Raw genomic sequence first — 16,158 nt, 5'->3', positions numbered from 1 at the left:
AACAAATGACCCACTGGGCGAAAAACTGTAACACGTTCTACACTCGCGAGTAGTGTCCCGTAACCGCGAGGAGACCCGATGCCGGTCGCGCTCACCGACGAACAGGCCGCGCTGGCCGCGGCGATCCACGCCTGGTCCGCCGCCCATCGGCCGCGCGACGCGGTCCGGGCGGCGGAAACCGGGCCCCCGGCGGGGATTCCCGCCGGGTTCGCCGACCTCGGCCTGTTCGGCGTCGCGCTGCCGGCCGCCGCGGGCGGGGCCGACGGCAGCGTCGCCGATCTCGCCGCCGGGCTGGCCGCAGCGGCCGAGGAACTGGTGCCGGGCCCCGTCCTGAGCACGGCCCTGGGTGGGCTCTTGCTCGCTTCGGTGGCCGAGGCCAAGGAGCTGCTGACGGCGTTGGCCGAAGGAACGGCCACGATCGCGGTGCTGCTGGACGAGCCCGCCGACGACGTCCTCGTGCCCGGCGCGCACCCCGACGCCTGGCTGCTGGTGCCCTCCGGCGACGGCCACGTGCTGCTCGCGCCCGGCACCCCCGGCGTCACGATCGAGCCCGTGGCGCCGTTCGACTTCTCCCGGCCGCTGGGGCGCGTGCGGGTCGCCGACGTCTCCGGTGACGTTCTCACGCTGCCGCCGGTAACCGAGCTGGCCGCGACCCTGGCCGCCGCCGAGGCCGCCGGGGTGGCGCGGCGGACGCTGACCATCGCCGTCGAGTACGCCAAGGTCCGCGAGCAGTTCGGTCAGCCGATCGGGGGATTCCAGGCGATCAAGCACCTGTGCGCCGAGATGCTCTGCCGCGCCGAAGCGGCCGAAGCGCTGGCCTGGGACGCGGCCGCCGGGCAGCACCCGCTCTCGGTGGCGAGCGCGGCCGTCGTCGCCCTCGACGCGGCCGTCGCCAACGCCGAGGACTGCGTCCAGGTGCTCGGCGGGATCGGCTTCACCTGGGAGCACGACGCCCACCTCTACCTGCGCCGGGCCGTCGCGCTGCGGCAGTGGCTCGGCGGCTCCGGACCGTGGCGGCGGCGGGCGGCGGCCCTCGCGCTCGCCGGGACCGAGCGCACCCTCGGCGTCGACGTCGGTGACGATCCTTCGCTGCGTGACGAGGTCGCGCGGATCGCCGCGCTGCCCGAAGGCGAGCAGCGGGTCGCGCTGGCCGACGCGGGGTTGCTGACGCCGCACTGGCCGGTGCCGTTCGGGCGCGGTGCCGATGCCGCTGCCCAGCTGCGGATCGACGGTGCGCTGGCCGCCGCCGGCGTTCGGCGTCCCGACCTGGTCATCGGCGCGTGGGCGGTACCGACGATCCTCGAGCACGGCAGCGACGAGCAGCGCGAGCGGTTCGCCCGGCCCACCCTGCGGGGCGAGCTGACGTGGTGCCAGCTGTTCAGCGAGCCCGGCGCCGGCTCCGACCTGGCCGCGCTGCGGACGGCGGCCCGGCGCGTCGACGGCGGCTGGCGGCTGAGCGGGCAGAAGGTGTGGACGTCGCTGGCCCGCGAAGCCGGCTGGGGGATCTGCCTGGCCCGCACCGACCCGGCCGCGCCCAAGCACAAGGGCATCACGTACTTCCTGGTCGACATGCGCGCCGAAGGCATCACCACGCGGCCGCTGCGCGAGATCACCGGCGAGGCCGTGTTCAACGAGGTGTTCCTCGACGACGTCTTCGTGCCCGACGCCGACGTCGTCGGCGAGCCGAACGGCGGCTGGCGGCTGGCGCGCACGACCCTGGCGAACGAGCGCGTGGCCATCGGCGGCGGTTCGGCGGTCGGCGAGAGCGTGCAGCAGCTGGTGTCCACAGTGGACGCCGCGGCGCTGGACGACGTCGCCCGCGACCGCCTCGGCGAGCTGGTCGCCCAGGGTGTCGCGGGCTCGGTGCTGGACCTGCGGGCGGCCCTGCGCCGGCTAGGCGGCCAGGACCCGGGCGCGGAGTCGAGCGTCCGCAAGCTGCTCGGGGTGCAGCACCGCCAGGACGTCGCGGAGTTCGCCCTGACCCTGGCCGGCACGGCCACCCTGGCCGCGACCGGCCCCGCGGCGGCCGCGCAACACGAGTTCCTGATGACCCGCTGCCTCTCGATCGCCGGCGGCACCACCCAAGTCCTCCGGTCCCTGACGGCAGAACGCCTGCTGGGCCTACCCCGCTAGCCGAGTCCCGCCCCCAATCACGCGAGTCACGCCCCCAGTCACGCGAGTCCCGGCCCGGATCACGCGAGTCGTCCCTCCAATCACGTGAGTTGACCCTCCAATCACGGGAGTTGACCGTCCAGGCACGCGAACCGACTCTCCAGGCACGCGAACCGACTCTCCAGGTACGCGGGCCGACCGTCCGGGTACGACGTTTCGGCGTGTGAGTTGCATGGCGAGACGGTGCGAACGGCCCGTTCGTGCCGCCGGACCCGAAACTGTCGGACCGGTCATCTAGCGTTGCGGGCGTGGAGTTCAGCGCACAGACCCAGGCCACCTACCTTCCCTCGGATCCGCCGAGGGAAGGCGTGCTGGCGCTGTGGGGCGGCGACGTGGCCGGCGGGACCACGATCGAGCTGGTGCTGCCCCGGGGCGGGAAGTTCGCGCGGACGAAGGTGGACGCCGAGCTCGTCCCGCTCGAACGCGCGCTGCCGCGGCTGCTGACCGTGGGGGAGGAGGCGAGCCCGGCCGTCGCGGCGTGGTCGGCGGCCGTCAACGCGGGGGTGAACCTTGTCGCGCGGGGGCGGCTGCGCCCGGCCGTCACGCCGAGCGGGGTCGGCTCCTGGCGGATCGGGCCGCTGGACGCCGCGGACGAGGAGCTGTTGCGCGGGCTCGCCGGGGCGTTGCCGCCGGAGGCGTACGCGCTGCCGTTGACCGGGCTGAAACGCATCCGGCTGCACTCGCCGGACTCGCTGGTGCGCGCGTTGTGGGACGCGACGGCCGACCTGCTGGTGCGCAGCCCGGCGGCGCCGGTCGGGGCGGGCGACCCGGCGTTCGCGGCGCGGGAACCGGCGCTGCTCGGCCCGGACGGCGCGGCCTGGCTGGCCGAGCTGGCGGAGCGCGAGCCGCGGGGCGCCCAGCTGATCCTGCGGGTCGAGGCGCGCGGCGAGGACGCGTTCGCCGGGGTGCTCGCGGTGCGCAGCACGGCCGAGGCGAGCCTGGTGGTGGAGGCGGCGACACTCTGGGACGCGCCGGAGGCGGTGCTGAGCCGCCTCGGCGACCAGGTGGAGACGCAGGTGCTGCTCGGCCTGCGGCGTGGCGCGCGGGCGTGGCCGCCGTTGGGCCGGGTGCTGGCCGAGTCCGCGCCCGCCGAGCTGCCGCTGTCGGACGACGAGGTCGTCGACCTGCTCACCGACGGCAGCCGTGACCTGGGCGGCGCCGGGATCGAGGTGCTCTGGTCGAAGGGCATGTTCGCGGGCGAGGTCAAGGCGAAGGCGAGCGCGACGCAGGCGCCGGCGAGCGTCACCGGCCCGGACTTCGCGCTGCGCAGCATGCTGGAGTTCCGCTGGCAGCTCAGCCTGGGCGGCGAGCAGCTGACCGAGGCCGAGGTCACGGCGCTGGCCGAGGCGAAGCGGCCGCTGGTCCGGCTGCGGGGGCAGTGGGTCCGCGTCGACCCGCAGCTGCTGGCCAAGGTCCGCGGCCGCAGCCGCAAGCTCGGCGCGGGCGAGGCGCTGGCGGCGGCGCTCACTGGCGAGCTGGAACTGGACGGCGAACGGGTCGAGTTCGCGGCCCCCTCGGTCCTCGGCGGCTTGGTGGAACGCCTCCGCGACCGCCCGGGCGACCTGGCGGCCCCGCCACCGGGCCTGCAGGCGACGCTGAGGCCGTACCAGCAGGCGGGGCTGGCCTGGCTGGCGACGATGACCGGCCTGGGCCTAGGCGCGTGCCTGGCCGACGACATGGGCCTGGGCAAGACGATCCAGCTGATCGCCCTGCACCTGCACCGCCGCGCGCTCACGGACCCGACGGCGCTCACTGACTCGGCGGCGCTCACTGGCTCGGCGGCGCTCACGGACCCGACGGAGCCCATGGGCTCGGCAGCGCCCGCTGACTCGATGGCGCTCACGGGCTCGCCGGCACCCACGGACTCGGCGGTGCCCGCTGACTCGATGGCGCTCACGGGCTCGCCGGCACCCACGGACTCGGCGGTGCCCGCTGACTCGATGGCGCTCACGGGCTCGCCGGCACCCACGGACTCGGCGGTGCCCGCTGACTCGGCGGCACCCGCTGGCGCCGTTCCCCCGGAGACCGCCGACGGCATCCCACCGGGCGACCAGCCGAAGCCCGGCGGGCCGACCCTCGTGCTCTGCCCGACCTCCCTGCTCGGCAACTGGGAACGCGAGTTCGCCCGCTTCGCGCCCCACATCCCCGTCCGCCGGTTCCACGGTGGCAGCCGGCACCTCGACGACCTCGCGCCCGACGAAGTCGTCCTGGCCACCTACGGTGTGCTGCGCCGCGACCGCGCGACACTGTCCGAAGTGGACTGGGGGCTGGTCGCCGCGGACGAGGCGCAGCACGTGAAGAACCCGCTGTCGGCCACGGCCAAGGAGCTGCGCAAGGTCCCCGCGCGGGCCAGGGTGGCGCTCACCGGCACCCCGGTGGAGAACCGGCTCACCGAACTGTGGTCCATTGTGGACTGGACGACGCCCGGGCTGCTCGGCCCGCTCGACCGCTTCCGCCGCACCGTGGCGCGGCCCATCGAGCGCGACCGGGACAAAGCCGTGACCGAGCGGCTCGCCACTACCGTGCGGCCGTTCCTGCTGCGGCGCCGCAAGAGCGACCCCGACATCGCCCCGGAGCTGCCGCCCAAGACCGAGACCGACCGGTTCGTCCCGCTGACCGCCGAGCAGACCACGCTGTACGAGGCCGTGGTGCGGGAGAACCTCGCCGAGATCAAGGCGACGCAGGGCATCCAGCGGCGCGGGCAGGTGCTGCAGCTGCTCACCGAGCTCAAGCAGATCTGCAACCACCCGGCGCAGTTCCTCAAGGAACCGCACGGCGCGCTCACCGGCCGCTCGGGCAAGCTCGCCGCGTTCGAGGAACTGCTGGACGTGATCCTCGACGAGGGCGAGAGCGTGCTCGTGTTCAGCCAGTACGTCCAGCTGTGCAAGCTGCTCCGGCGCCGGCTGGAGGAACGCGGGCTGCCCACCGAGCTGCTCTCCGGCGAGAGCTCGCCGGGGCAGCGCCAGGACATGGTCGACCGGTTCCAGGCCGGGGAGATCCCCGTGTTCCTGCTCTCGCTCAAGGCCGGCGGCGTCGGGCTCAACCTGACCAAGGCCACCCACGTGATCCACTACGACCGCTGGTGGAACCCGGCGGTCGAGGACCAGGCCACCGACCGCGCCTACCGGATCGGCCAGGACCGGCCGGTGCAGGTGCACCGGCTGATCGCCGAAGGCACCCTGGAGGAGCGGATCGCTGTCGTGCTCGAGAAGAAGCGCGGGCTCGCCGAGTCGATCGTCGGCGCGGGGGAAGACTGGATCACCGAACTGTCCGACGACGAGCTGGCCGACCTGGTGCGGCTCGGGAGCGGGTGATGCCGCCGCGGCGGAACTTCGGCACGACGTGGTGGGGCCGGGCCTGGGTCGACGCGCTGGAGCAGCGCGCGAAGCTCGACCCGAACCGGCTGCCGCGCGGGCGGACCTACGCGCGGAAGGACACGGTCAGCGAGCTGAGCGTCGGTGCCGGGGCGGTGAGCGCCCGGGTGCGCGGCAGCCGGCCGCAGCCCTACCGGGTGACGATCACGATGCGCACCTTCACCGACGGCGAGTGGGACACCCTGCTGGGTGTGGTCGGCACCCAGCTCGGGCACGCGGCGGCGCTGCTCGACGGCGAACTGCCGGGCGCGCTCGCCGAGCAGGCCCGCGAGGCGGGCGCCGACCTGCTGCCGGGGCCGGGTGATCTGCGGCCGCGGTGCTCGTGCCCGGACTCGGCGAACCCGTGCAAGCACGTCGCCGCGGTGTACTACCTGGTCGCCGACGAGGTGGACCGCGACCCGTTCGTGCTGTTCCTGTTGCGCGGCCGGCCGCGGGCGGACGTCCTGGCCGAGCTGCGGGCCCGCCGGGCGCCGGCGCGCGGCGAGCGGCCGAAGCTGCCCAAGCCCGAGGACCACGGGCTCTCGCCGAAGGCCGCCTACGCCCGGCGGCCGGGCGCGATCCCGGCGCTGCCGCCCCCGCCGCGCACCGCGGGACGACCGGCCGTGCTGGACCTGGACCCGCCGGCCGGCACCGGCTGGACGGCGGCGGCGCTGTCCGCGCTGGCCGCGGACGCGGCGTCCCTGGCGCGGGACATCCTGATCGGCGGCGCGACGGCCGCGGAGCTGACGTTCGAAGAGGACCTCACCCGCCGCGCAGCCGGCCGGTCCGCCCCCGAAGTCGCCGCGCTGGCCGAGGCGGCCGAGGTGCCGCCACACGACCTGGCCCGCTGGGCGGCGGCCTGGCGTGAAGCCGGCCGCGGCGGCCTGACCGCGCTGCGCGAGACCTGGCAGCCCGGCCCCGGCCCGCTCGCCGAAGCCCAGGCGATCCTGGCCGACGCGGGCTTCCCGGGCACCCCGCGAATCTGGCGCAACCGGCTCACCCAGGGCGACCGGCAGCTCCGCTACGGCCGTGACGCCCGCTGGTACCGCTTCGTGCGGTCGGGCGCGGAGTGGCGCCTCGACGGTCCGCCCTCGGCGAGCCCGGTGGACTTGGCCTACTGAGCGGCCTTCCACTGCAGGTACGTGTGGTCCAGGAACCGGGCGACCCCGCGGACCACGTGCGCGCTGCGAACCGAGGTGAACACGTCGAACGCGTGCTGCGCGCCCGCCAGTTCCGCGTACGCCACCGGGTTCGGAGACTTCTCCCGCAGCCGCCGGACGAACTCGCGTGCTTCCCGGACCGGCACGAGTGAATCGTCACGGCCATGGATCACGAAGAACGGCGGTGCCTCCGAGGAAACCCGGTCGAACGGCGACGCCGCGATGTAGTCGTCCAGGTGTTTCACCGGGTCGCGGTCGGCCGCGAACACCCGCCGCGCCAGCAGGCCCTCCAGGCGGTACTTGCTCGCGGGGGAGCCGGACGTCGCCGCGAAGTCGTAGACGCCGTAGTGCGGCGCGCACGCCTGGACGCTCGTGTCGACGTCCTCGAAGCCCGGCTGCAACGCCGGATCGTTCTGCGTCAACGCCAGCAGCGACGACAGGTGCCCGCCCGCCGAACCGCCGGTCACCGCGACGAAGTCCGGGTCGCCGCCGTAAGCGGCGATCTCCGAGCGGATCCACGCCAGCGACCGCTTCGCCGCGACGATGTGCGCCGGCCAGCGGTGGGTGGGGGAGAGCGGGTAGTTGATCGCGACGCACACCCAGCCGCGACGCGCCAGGTAGCGCATCAGCGGCCGGCCCTGCTCCTCCTTGTTGCCGATCACCCACGCGCCGCCGTGGACCTGCAGCAGCACGGGCGCGCCGGTCACCGGTTCCAGCGGGCGGTAGACGTCGAGCAGGAACCGCTTGCCGCCCGGGGCGTAGGCGATGTTGCGGTCCACGTGGACGTCCGGCGCGCCCATCCGGAACGGCAGCGCCAGCTCGCCCCACGGCAGGCCCAGGTCGGAGCGGCCCAGCTCCTCCGCGTAGTCGTCGCCGAGGGCTTCCCGAAGCGCGCGCTCGATCTCGTCGCGGGCGCCGTGGCCCGTGCGGATCGACGCGCCGAGCCCGACGGCCGTGGCCGCGGCGAGCGCGAGGCCGACCCGAGTGGACCGGTCACGAGCACCGTGCCGCGCCAGGTGGACCGCCGTGTCGGCGGCCGTCAACGCCAGGAACTGGGGCGCCAGCTCGCTCGTCAGCCAGCCGGCGAAGAACGCCGGAATAGACGTCGAACGCGCTCGCAGCGGGCGGAGGGCGTTCGCGGCGAGGCCGAGCTGGACCGCGCGGCGGATCAGGAAGTTCGGCTGCACCCCAGTCATGGTACCGACGAGTAGGGTGACGCGCCGCTCACGGGAAGTGGCTTAGGCTGGCGCCATGCAGAGACTGAGCGGCCTCGACGCGAGCTTCCTGTACCTGGAGACGTCGTCGCAGGTGCTGCACGTCTGCGGGCTGCTCACCCTCGACGGCTCGACCGTCCCCGGCGGCTACACCTTCGCGAAGCTCAAGCAGCGCCTGGAAGAACGCGTCCGGGTGATCCCGGCATTCCGCCGCAAACTGCACAATCCACTCTGGAACCTCAGTCACCCCGTGTGGGTCGAGGACGAGGACTTCGACCTCGACCACCACGTGCACCGCATCGGCGTGCCCGCTCCCGGCGACCGCGTCGAGCTGGCCGAGCTCTGCGCGCACATCGCCGGGCAGCAGCTCGACCGCGCCTACCCGCTGTGGCAGCTCTACGTCATCGAAGGCCTGGCCGACGGCGAGATCGCCGTGCTGCTGAAGATGCACCACGCGAGCGTCGACGGCGTGAGCGGCGCCAGCCTGATCACCTACCTCGCCGGCCTCGAACCCGACGCGCCGGCGCCCGAGGTCACCGAGCGGGCCAACTCCGGCGTCCCGGCCGCGTTCGACATCCTGCGTTCCAGCGTCTTCAACGTCGTGAAGGGACCGCTGGAGGTCGCCCGGCTGCTGCCGGACCTGCTGGAGCTCGTCCCGCGGTGGCTCGGGAAAGCGTTGCGCGGCAAGGGGATGCCGATCCCGTTCACCGCGCCGAGGACGTCGCTCAACGGCACGATCACCGGCCACCGCAGCGTCGCGTTCGCCCAGCTCGAGCTCGACGACGTCAAGGCGGTCAAGAACGCCTTCGGCGTCACGGTCAACGACGTCGTGCTCGCGCTCGTCGCCGGGGCGCTGCGGGAGTTCCTCGACGCGCGCGGCGAGCTGCCGGAGGACCCGCTGGTCGCGACCGTCCCGGTGTCGGTGCACGACCGGACCGAACGCGACCACGGCAGCAACAAGGTCTCGGCGTTCTTCGCCTCCCTGCCGACGCACCTGGCCGACCCGGCCGCACGCGTGTTCTTCCTCGCCGAGGCCAACCGGCTGTCGAAGGACCACCACCACGACATCGACGCCGACATGCTGCAGGACTGGGCGCAGTTCTCCGCGGCGACGGCGTTCGGCATGGCCGTGCGCGCCTACTCGGCGTTGCGGCTGGCCGAAAAGCACCCGGTGGTGCACAACCTGGTCGTCTCGAACGTGCCCGGCCCGCCGATGCCGCTGTACCTGCTCGGCGCGCGGATCACCGGGCTCTACCCGCTCGGGCCGGTCTTCCACGGCGCCGGGCTGAACGTCACCGTGTTGTCCAACGCGGGCAAGGTGCACATCGGCCTGATCGGCGCGCGCGAGCTGGTCAAGGACCTGTGGCCGCTGGCCGACGCGCTCCCGGAGGCCCTCGCGGACCTGCTGAAGGCCGGGCCTACCGCGGGCTGAGCACCACGACCGGGATCTCCCGCTCGGTCCAGGCCTGGTACTTCGCGAAGTCGGCGTACAGCTCGACCAGCCGCGGCCAGAGGTCCGCGCGCTCCGCCGGCCCGGCGACCCGCGCCGTGACGGCGACGTCGCGACGGCCCTTGAGGTGGATGCGGGTTTCGGGGTGTGCGACCAGGTTGAAGTACCACTGCGGGTGCTTCGGCAGCCCGCCCTGGGAGCCGACGAGGACGACGTCGTCGCCGGAGCGCAGGTACAGCAACGGGGTGGTGAACAGCCGGCCGGACTTGCGCCCGCGGTGCTCCAGCAGCAGCGTCGGCACCGGTTTGCGGAAGCCGGCGCCGACCCGCCAGGTGCTGCCGACGCGCCCGCCGGTCAGCCGGAAGACCGCCACCTGGGCCTTCGCCCCGTACTTCATGACCTTGGCCGTCACCGGCGAGTCCAGGCCGCCGGGGGCCTCGTCGGGCAGGCTGAAGCGTCCCATGTGAACTCCTTAGCGAGCGTGCACGGACGTGACCGCCGCGAGCAGCGCGGGCACGAACTTGGCGGCGGCCAGCACGCAGGCCGCGTGCCCCGCCGGGACTTCGTAGGTCGCCGCGTCCGGGATCCGGCGCGCGAGCGACCGCTGGTGGTCCGGGGCGATGAACCGGTCCCGGGTGGTCACGACGACCGCGGTGGGCAGCCGCAGCGTGTGCAGCCACGGAGTCGAGTCGAACCGGCCGATCTCGTCGAGGGCGACCGCGATCTCCCACGGCGTGGTCGAGCGGAACTCCCGCAGCGCCCACCGGTGGTCTTCGAGCCGGGCCAGCTGCTCACGCCGCGGCTCGCCGGGGATCGTGCCGAGCCGGATGCGTTCGCGCAGCCGCGTCAGCGTCCGGCCGAAGACGTCGAGGGCGACGCGCTGACGTAGGCCGCGGCGGAAGTTGCCCGCCGTCGAGCACAGCACCAATCCGGTAACACGTTCTGGTTCCGCGTGGGCCACGAGCTGCCCGACCATCCCGCCCATCGAGTAGCCGCCGACGGCGAACCGGCCGATGCCCAGCGCGTCGGCGACGGCGGTGACGTCGGCGGCGCAGTCGGCGAGCCGGAACTCGGGCGAACGGCTGCCCTGGCCGTGCCACCGCTGGTCGAACACGACGACGCGGTAGTGCTGCGCCAGCCGGTCGAGGGCCGGGTACCAGGTGAGCAAGCCGGTGCAGGCCACCGAGTGCAGCAGCAGGAGCGCGGGCGCGTGCCGCGGGCCGACGTCGGTGACGACCGTCCTGCCGCGGCCGGGCAGGTCGAGGGGGACGGGGTCGGGCACCCCGGCGGTCGGCGGCACGGTGACCAGCCGCCGGGTCGCGCGCCAGCCCGCGCCGCCCGGTTCGATCACCGGCATTCCGCTCCTCCAAGGGGTTGCCGTCCAGGACGTTTACGGCTAAGACTAGAACAGGTTTCAGTATTGCGCCGATCCGGAGGACAGGCGTGGACTTCACTCTTGACGATACGCAGACGGAGATCGGCGCACTCGCCGCGAAGGTGCTGAGCGCCGACGACCCGTGGCGCTCGCTCGCCGACGCGGGCCTGCTCGCCCTCGCGTTGCCCCCCGACCTGGAGGGCGACGGCCTGGGCGTGGCCGAAGTCGCGCAGGTGCTCACCGAGGTCGGCCGCGCCGCTGTGCCCGTGCCCGCTTGCGCCGCGCTCGCCCTGGGGGTGCTGCCGGTGGCGGCGCTCGGCACGCCCGGGCAGCGCGCGGAGCTGTTGCCCCAGGTCGCGGCGGGGGAGACGCTGCTCACCGCGGCGCTGCACGAGCCGTCCGCGCCACTCGTGAAGCAGCCGGCGACGACCACCCGGGCGGCTGACGGCCACTGGCTGCTCAGCGGCCTGAAGACCGCCGTCCCGTACGCCGGCGAGGCCGTCCGGATCCTGACGCCCGTGACGACCCCGAGCGGCACCGCCGTCTTCCTGGTCGACCCGCGCGCCGACGGCGTCACGCTGGTCCCGACGCGCACCTCCGCCGGGCCGCCGGAATACACCGTGCGCCTGGACGACGTCGTCGTCGAGGAGTCCGACCTGCTCGCCGACCGGGGCGCGATCGCGACGCTGCACCGGTTCGCGCTGGCCGGCGCACTGTCCCTGGGTGACGGCCTGCTGGCCGGCGCGCTCGCGCTGACCGTGAAACACGTCAGCGAGCGGGTCCAGTTCGGCCGTCCACTCGCGACGTTCCAGGCGGTGGCCGGCCAGATCGCGGACGTCTACGTCGCCGCGCGGACCGTGCACCTGGCCGTGACGTCGGCGGTGTGGCGGCTGGCCTCGGGTCTCGACTCCGGCGCCGAACTGGACGTCGCCGCCTACTGGCTCGCCGAACAGGCGCCGGTCGCGCTGGCGACCTGCCACCACCTGCACGGCGGCGTCGGCGTCGACGAAACCTATCCGCTGCACCGGTATTCGTCGCAGGTGAAGGACCTCGGCCGGGCGCTCGGCGGCGCCGCGCACCGGCTCGGCAGGCTCAGCGAACGAGTGGCGGGGTGAGTGGGATGCACGTCGAACTGACCGCGGCGCAACGGGAACTGCGCACCGAGCTGCGCGAGTACTTCGCCGGGCTGATCAGCCCGGCGGAACGTCAGGCGATGCGCCGCGAACGGCACGGGCCGGTGTTCCGCGAGATCGTCCGCCGGATGGGCCGCGACGGCCGGCTCGGCGTCGGCTGGCCGGTGGAGTACGGCGGGCAGGGTTTCGGCGGGATCGAGCAGCACCTGTTCGTCGACGAGGCCTCGCGCGCCGACGTCCAGCTGCCGTCGGTGACGCTGCAGACGGTCGGGCCGACGCTGCAGCAGTACGGCACGGACGAGCAGAAGTCCTTCTTCCTGCCCAAGATCCTGGCCGGGGAGATCCACTTCGCCATCGGCTACACCGAACCCGAGGCCGGCACCGACCTCGCCGCGCTGCGGACGACGGCGGTGCGCGACGGCGACGAGTACGTCGTCAACGGCCAGAAGATCTTCACCACCGGCGGCCACGACGCCGACTACCTCTGGCTCGCCGTGCGGACCGCGCCGGACGCGCCGCGGCACAAGGGCATCTCGATCCTCATCATGGACACGAGCGACCCCGGTTACTCGTGGACGCCGATCATCACCTGCGACGGCGCCCACCACGTCAACGCGACGTACTACTCGGACGTCCGCGTGCCGGTGAACCGCTTGGTGGGCAAGGAGAACGAGGGCTGGCGGCTGATCACGACGCAGCTCAACCACGAGCGTGTCATGCTCGGCCCGGCCGGGCGGATCGGCGGCCTGTACGACCGGGTGCGGACCTGGGCCGCCGCGCACGCGCTGCTGGACCTGCCGGACGTCCGGGCCGTGCTGGCCGACGCCTTCGCCGTGACGCGGGTCAACGAGCTGCTGAACTGGCAGGTCGCCGCGTCCGCCGCGAGCGCTCCGGTCGTCGTCGCCGACGCGTCCGCGACCAAGGTGTTCAGCTCCGAGGTCATCCAGCGCATCGGCCGGTCGATGGAGGAGCTGATCGGGCGGCACGGCGACCTGGCCGACCCGGACACCGCGGAGCTGGCGGAATGGCTGGACCTGCAGGCCAAACGCAACATCGTGCTGACGTTCGGCGGTGGGGTGAGCGAGATCCAACGGGAGCTGATCTCCTCGATCGGCCTGGGACTGCCGAGGGTGCCACGATGACCGACATCAAGGAAGCCGCAGCCGAGATCGCCGCTCGTGGCGAGTGCGCGCCGCGCCTCGCGCGCGACCCCGTCAACCAGGCGATGGTCAACAACTGGACCGAGGCCATCGGTGACGACAACCCGGTGTACGTCGACCCGGAGTTCGCCGCGAAGAGCGTCCACAAGGGACTCGTCGCCCCGCCGGCGATGGCCCAGGTGTGGACGATGGGCCGCCTGAACTCGCTGCGCGGCAGCGACGACCCGCTCGGCCTGATGATGGAGCTGCTCGACGAGGCCGGGTTCACCTCCGTCGTCGCGACCAACTCCGAGCAGACCTACCACCGCTACCTGCGTCACGGCGAACAGGTCGAAGCGCGGACGGCGCTGGAAAGCGTGGTCGGCCCCAAGAAGACCGCGCTCGGCGAAGGCTGGTTCGTCACCACGCGCGTGACCTGGTACGTCGAGGGCGAAGCTGTGGCGGAGATGATGTTCCGGGTGCTCAAGTTCCGGCCGCCCGCGCCGAAACCACCGCCGGCTCCGGTGCTGCGGCCGGTGATCAGCAAGGACACCGAGTTCTTCTGGGACGGCCTCAAGGCGGGGGAGCTGCGGATCCAGCGCTGGGGCGAGACGCTGCGCCACCCGCCGGGCCCGATGCCGCCGGACGGCGATCTCGACGCCAAGCCGGACTACGTCGTGGCCAGCGGCCGTGGCACGGTGTTCAGCTACGTCGTGCACCACCACCCGCCGGTGCCGGGCAAGGACCTCCCGTTCGTCGTGGCCCTCGTGGAGCTGGAGGAGGGTGTGCGCGTGATGGCCGAACTGCTGGACGCGGCGCCGGACGACGTCCACATCGGACTCCCCGTCGAAGCCGCCTTCGTCACCGTGGACGACGACCTGACCCTGCCCGCCTGGAAGGTGGCCCGATGACCGTCACCGAGGGAACCGAACTGCCGCCGCTGACGATCGAGGCGACCCCGACGTTCGTGGTCAGCACGGCGCTCGCCACCCGCGACTTCCAGGACGTCCACCACGACCGCGACGCCGCCGTGCGGCGCGGCTCGAAGGACATCTTCCTCAACATCCTCACCGACACCGGTCTGGTGCAGCGGTTCGTGTCGGAGTGGGCCGGGCCGGAGGCGCTGATCCGGTCGATCAAGATCCGGCTCGGCGTGCCGTGTTACGCCTACGAAACGCTGACGTTCACCGGCCGCGTGGTCTCGTGCGAAGGCCGGGACGCCGTGGTCGCGGTGTCCGGTGTGGACAGTCTCGGCGAGCACGTCGCCGGGACCGTGGAGGTGACGCTGCCGTGACGCTCTCGGGCAAGGCGGCCATCGCCGGCATCGGCGCGACGGAGTTCTCGAAGGACTCGGGACGCACCGAGCTGCGGCTGGCCGCGGAATGCGTGTCGCACGCACTGGCCGACGCCGGGATCGCGCCGTCCGAAGTGGACGGGCTCGTGTCCTTCACCATGGACGGCAACGCGGAGATCGCGCTGGCGCGTGAGCTGGGCATCCCCGAACTCGAGTTCTTCAGCCGCATCCACTACGGGGGTGGCGCGGCGGCGGCGACCGTGCAGCAGGCCGCGATGGCGGTGGCGACCGGCGTCGCCGACGTCGTTGTCGCCTACCGCGCGTTCAACGAACGCTCGGGGATGCGCTTCGGCCAGGTGTCCTCGGCCGCGGCCGGCCAGGTCAACTCGTCCGGGGTGGACAACGCCTTCCACTACCCGATGGGCATCGCGACCCCGGCGGCCACGGTCGCCATGGTCGCGCAGCGGTACCTGCACGACTACGGCGCGACGAGCGCGGACTTCGGCCGGATCGCGGTGCTCGACCGCAAGCACGCGGCGACCAACCCGAACGCCTGGTTCCACGGCCGGCCGATCACCCTGGCCGAGCACCAGGGGTCGCGCTGGGTCGCCGAGCCGCTGCACCTGCTCGACTGCTGCCAGGAGAGCGACGGCGGGGTCGCGCTGGTCGTCACCAGCGTCGAGCGCGCCCGCGACCTGGCCCGGCCGCCGGCGGTCGTCGCCGCGGCCGCGCAGGGGAGCGGGCCGGACCAGTACGTGATGACCAGCTATTACCGCGACGACCTGGCCGCGCTGCCGGAGATGGGCGTCGTGGGCCGGCAGCTGTGGGCTCAGTCCGGCCTCCGACCGTCCGATGTGGATGTCGCCGTGCTGTACGACCACTTCACGCCGTACGTCCTGATGCAGCTGGAGGAGCTGGGGTTCTGCGGCCGCGGTGAAGCGAAGGACTTCATCGCCGACGGCGCGCTGGAGCTCGACGGCGCGCTGCCGCTGAACCCGCACGGCGGCCAGCTCGGCGAGGCCTACATCCACGGCATGAACGGCATCGCCGAGGGCGTCCGGCAGATCCGCGGGGACGCCGTCAACCAGGTGCCCGGCGCGTCCCGGGTGCTGGTCACGGCGGGCACCGGCGTGCCGACGAGCGGGCTCGTCCTCACGAGTGACTGACGGTCCCCCTTGTGGGTCAACGGGTGTCACCTCTTTGACGGCTGGTGCGGGTCCGCGCCGGATGTCACGGTGGAGGGACTGTCCGCGACGCAGAGTGAGGCCGTCATGCGCGAACCCGCCGAGCCGCCGGCCGTCCCGTAGTGGCCGGCGTGGACTGGGCGCTCACCGCGGTCTTCGCCGCGATGGTGCTGCCCTGCGTGCTGCGGCTCGTCCGGCTCGACTACGTCCGCCTCGGCCACGGCGTCCGCAACGGCGACCTGGCCGAGCTGCTGCTGGTCGTGGCGATGGTGGCGATGCTCTCGCCGGTCGGCGGCCCGATCCCGGCGGCCGGCTGGCAGGCGGTGCTGGTGCTGACGGCGGGCTGGTTCGCCGTCAGCTGGTGGCGCGGCCGCCGGTCCGGCTGCGCGCACCACGCGCTGTCCGCGGCGGCGATGCTCTACATGGTCACGGCGATGCCCCACGACGGGATGGCGCACGGGCCGTGGCTGACGATGTCCACAATGTCCACAATGGACGCCCGGCTGGCGGTGCCGCTGGTCGCGGTGGCCGCCGCGGCCTACTTCGTCGTCGACGCGGCGCGCACGGGCGTGCTGATGGTGCGCGGTCCCGCGGTGTCGGTGTCCGGGCACGCCTCGCGCGCGGCCTGCCGGGTGGTGATGGGCGCCGGGATGGGCTACATGCTCCTCGCGGCGGCCCTGTGAC

Annotated in this window: 13 protein-coding genes; 10 read left to right on the top strand and 3 right to left on the bottom strand. The window is 73.4% G+C overall.

Annotation, left to right across the window (positions count from 1 at the left end; translation table 11 throughout):
* Positions 1-78: 78 nt before the first annotated feature.
* The 3 genes from OHS58_RS23830 (at position 79) to OHS58_RS23820 (ending at position 6,646) form a co-directional block, all read left to right on the top strand.
* Positions 79-2,133 carry an acyl-CoA dehydrogenase gene (locus OHS58_RS23830; RefSeq protein ID WP_328644051.1) on the top strand — a complete coding sequence of 685 codons (2,055 nt, stop codon included), beginning with the start codon at positions 79-81 and terminating at the stop codon, positions 2,131-2,133.
* A gap of 287 nt (positions 2,134-2,420) precedes the next feature.
* The gene (locus tag OHS58_RS23825) at positions 2,421-5,486 is read left to right on the top strand and encodes an SNF2-related protein (RefSeq protein WP_328644050.1); all 3,066 of its coding nucleotides are present in this window, start codon (positions 2,421-2,423) and stop codon (positions 5,484-5,486) included.
* On the top strand, positions 5,486-6,646 hold the full coding sequence (locus OHS58_RS23820; RefSeq protein WP_328644049.1) for an SWIM zinc finger family protein: 1,161 nt from the start codon (positions 5,486-5,488) through the stop codon (positions 6,644-6,646). The genes OHS58_RS23825 and OHS58_RS23820 overlap by 1 nt, the downstream gene beginning before the upstream one ends.
* On the opposite strand, the gene OHS58_RS23815 is transcribed toward OHS58_RS23820, so the two are convergent.
* Positions 6,640-7,872 carry an alpha/beta hydrolase gene (locus tag OHS58_RS23815; RefSeq protein ID WP_328644048.1) on the bottom strand — a complete coding sequence of 411 codons (1,233 nt, stop codon included), beginning with the start codon at positions 7,870-7,872 and terminating at the stop codon, positions 6,640-6,642. The two genes, OHS58_RS23820 and OHS58_RS23815, sit on opposite strands and share 7 nt — an antisense overlap.
* A 64-nt stretch (positions 7,873-7,936) precedes the next feature.
* On the opposite strand from OHS58_RS23815, the gene OHS58_RS23810 reads away from it, so the two are divergent.
* Entirely contained in the window at positions 7,937-9,331 is a 1,395-nt protein-coding gene (locus OHS58_RS23810) for a WS/DGAT/MGAT family O-acyltransferase (RefSeq protein WP_328644047.1), read from the top strand.
* Here the strand turns inward: OHS58_RS23810 and OHS58_RS23805 are convergent.
* Together OHS58_RS23805 and OHS58_RS23800 are read right to left on the bottom strand one after the other, a co-directional pair.
* The gene (locus tag OHS58_RS23805; RefSeq protein ID WP_326947589.1) at positions 9,318-9,812 is read right to left on the bottom strand and encodes a nitroreductase family deazaflavin-dependent oxidoreductase; all 495 of its coding nucleotides are present in this window, start codon (positions 9,810-9,812) and stop codon (positions 9,318-9,320) included. The two genes, OHS58_RS23810 and OHS58_RS23805, sit on opposite strands and share 14 nt — an antisense overlap.
* Before the next feature lie 9 nt (positions 9,813-9,821).
* A complete protein-coding gene (locus OHS58_RS23800) occupies positions 9,822-10,706 on the bottom strand; it encodes an alpha/beta fold hydrolase (RefSeq protein ID WP_328644046.1) in 885 nt (294 codons plus the stop codon).
* 86 nt (positions 10,707-10,792) lie between these two features.
* Between OHS58_RS23800 and OHS58_RS23795 the strand changes: the two genes are divergently transcribed.
* The 6 genes from OHS58_RS23795 (at position 10,793) to OHS58_RS23770 (ending at position 16,157) form a co-directional block, all read left to right on the top strand.
* A complete protein-coding gene (locus OHS58_RS23795; RefSeq protein ID WP_328644045.1) occupies positions 10,793-11,839 on the top strand; it encodes an acyl-CoA dehydrogenase family protein in 1,047 nt (348 codons plus the stop codon).
* Positions 11,840-11,844: 5 nt separating this feature from the next.
* Complete coding sequence (locus OHS58_RS23790) at positions 11,845-12,999, top strand: acyl-CoA dehydrogenase family protein (RefSeq protein WP_328644044.1); 1,155 nt, start codon at positions 11,845-11,847, stop codon at positions 12,997-12,999.
* Entirely contained in the window at positions 12,996-13,907 is a 912-nt protein-coding gene (locus OHS58_RS23785; protein WP_326947594.1) for a bifunctional MaoC family dehydratase N-terminal/OB-fold nucleic acid binding domain-containing protein, read from the top strand. The genes OHS58_RS23790 and OHS58_RS23785 overlap by 4 nt, the downstream gene beginning before the upstream one ends.
* Positions 13,904-14,290: a MaoC family dehydratase gene (locus OHS58_RS23780; RefSeq protein WP_326954881.1), complete on the top strand. Its 387-nt coding sequence runs from the start codon at positions 13,904-13,906 to the stop codon at positions 14,288-14,290. Before OHS58_RS23785 ends, OHS58_RS23780 begins: the two co-directional genes overlap by 4 nt.
* Positions 14,287-15,456: a lipid-transfer protein gene (locus OHS58_RS23775; protein WP_328644043.1), complete on the top strand. Its 1,170-nt coding sequence runs from the start codon at positions 14,287-14,289 to the stop codon at positions 15,454-15,456. The genes OHS58_RS23780 and OHS58_RS23775 overlap by 4 nt, the downstream gene beginning before the upstream one ends.
* A gap of 182 nt (positions 15,457-15,638) precedes the next feature.
* A complete protein-coding gene (locus OHS58_RS23770; protein ID WP_328649851.1) occupies positions 15,639-16,157 on the top strand; it encodes a DUF5134 domain-containing protein in 519 nt (172 codons plus the stop codon).
* Position 16,158: the final 1 nt, after the last annotated feature.

It is taken from the genome of Amycolatopsis sp. NBC_00348 (assembly GCF_036114655.1).
Classification (GTDB): Bacteria; Actinomycetota; Actinomycetes; order Mycobacteriales; family Pseudonocardiaceae; genus Amycolatopsis.
Note: the sequence above shows the minus strand (reverse complement) of the source record. Positions and strands in the feature narration are given on the sequence as shown.